Raw genomic sequence first — 328 nt, forward strand, 5'->3', positions numbered from 1 at the left:
GTAGCTCTACCCCCACAAAGAACCACGCAACGCTGCACCTAAATGCATTTCGGGGAGAACCAGCTATCACGGAGTTTGATTGGCCTTTCACCCCTACCCACAACTCATCCCCCAGGTTTTCAACCCTGGTGGGTTCGGGCCTCCACACGCTCTTACACGTGCTTCACCCTGGCCATGGGTAGATCACCCCGCTTCGGGTCTAGAACATGCAACTAAAAACGCCCTCTTCAGACTCGCTTTCGCTACGACTACCCCACACGGGTTAACCTCGCCACACATCCTAACTCGCAGGCTCATTCTTCAATAGGCACGCCATCACCACCACAAC

1 rRNA gene is annotated in these 328 nt (G+C 54.9%); it reads right to left on the bottom strand.

What is annotated here, in order from left to right:
* A 23S ribosomal RNA gene (locus tag AC5RK6_RS06295) occupies positions 1–328 on the bottom strand; the annotation flags it as partial.

This window comes from Actinotignum sp. usb-actsch-213 (assembly GCF_059085665.1).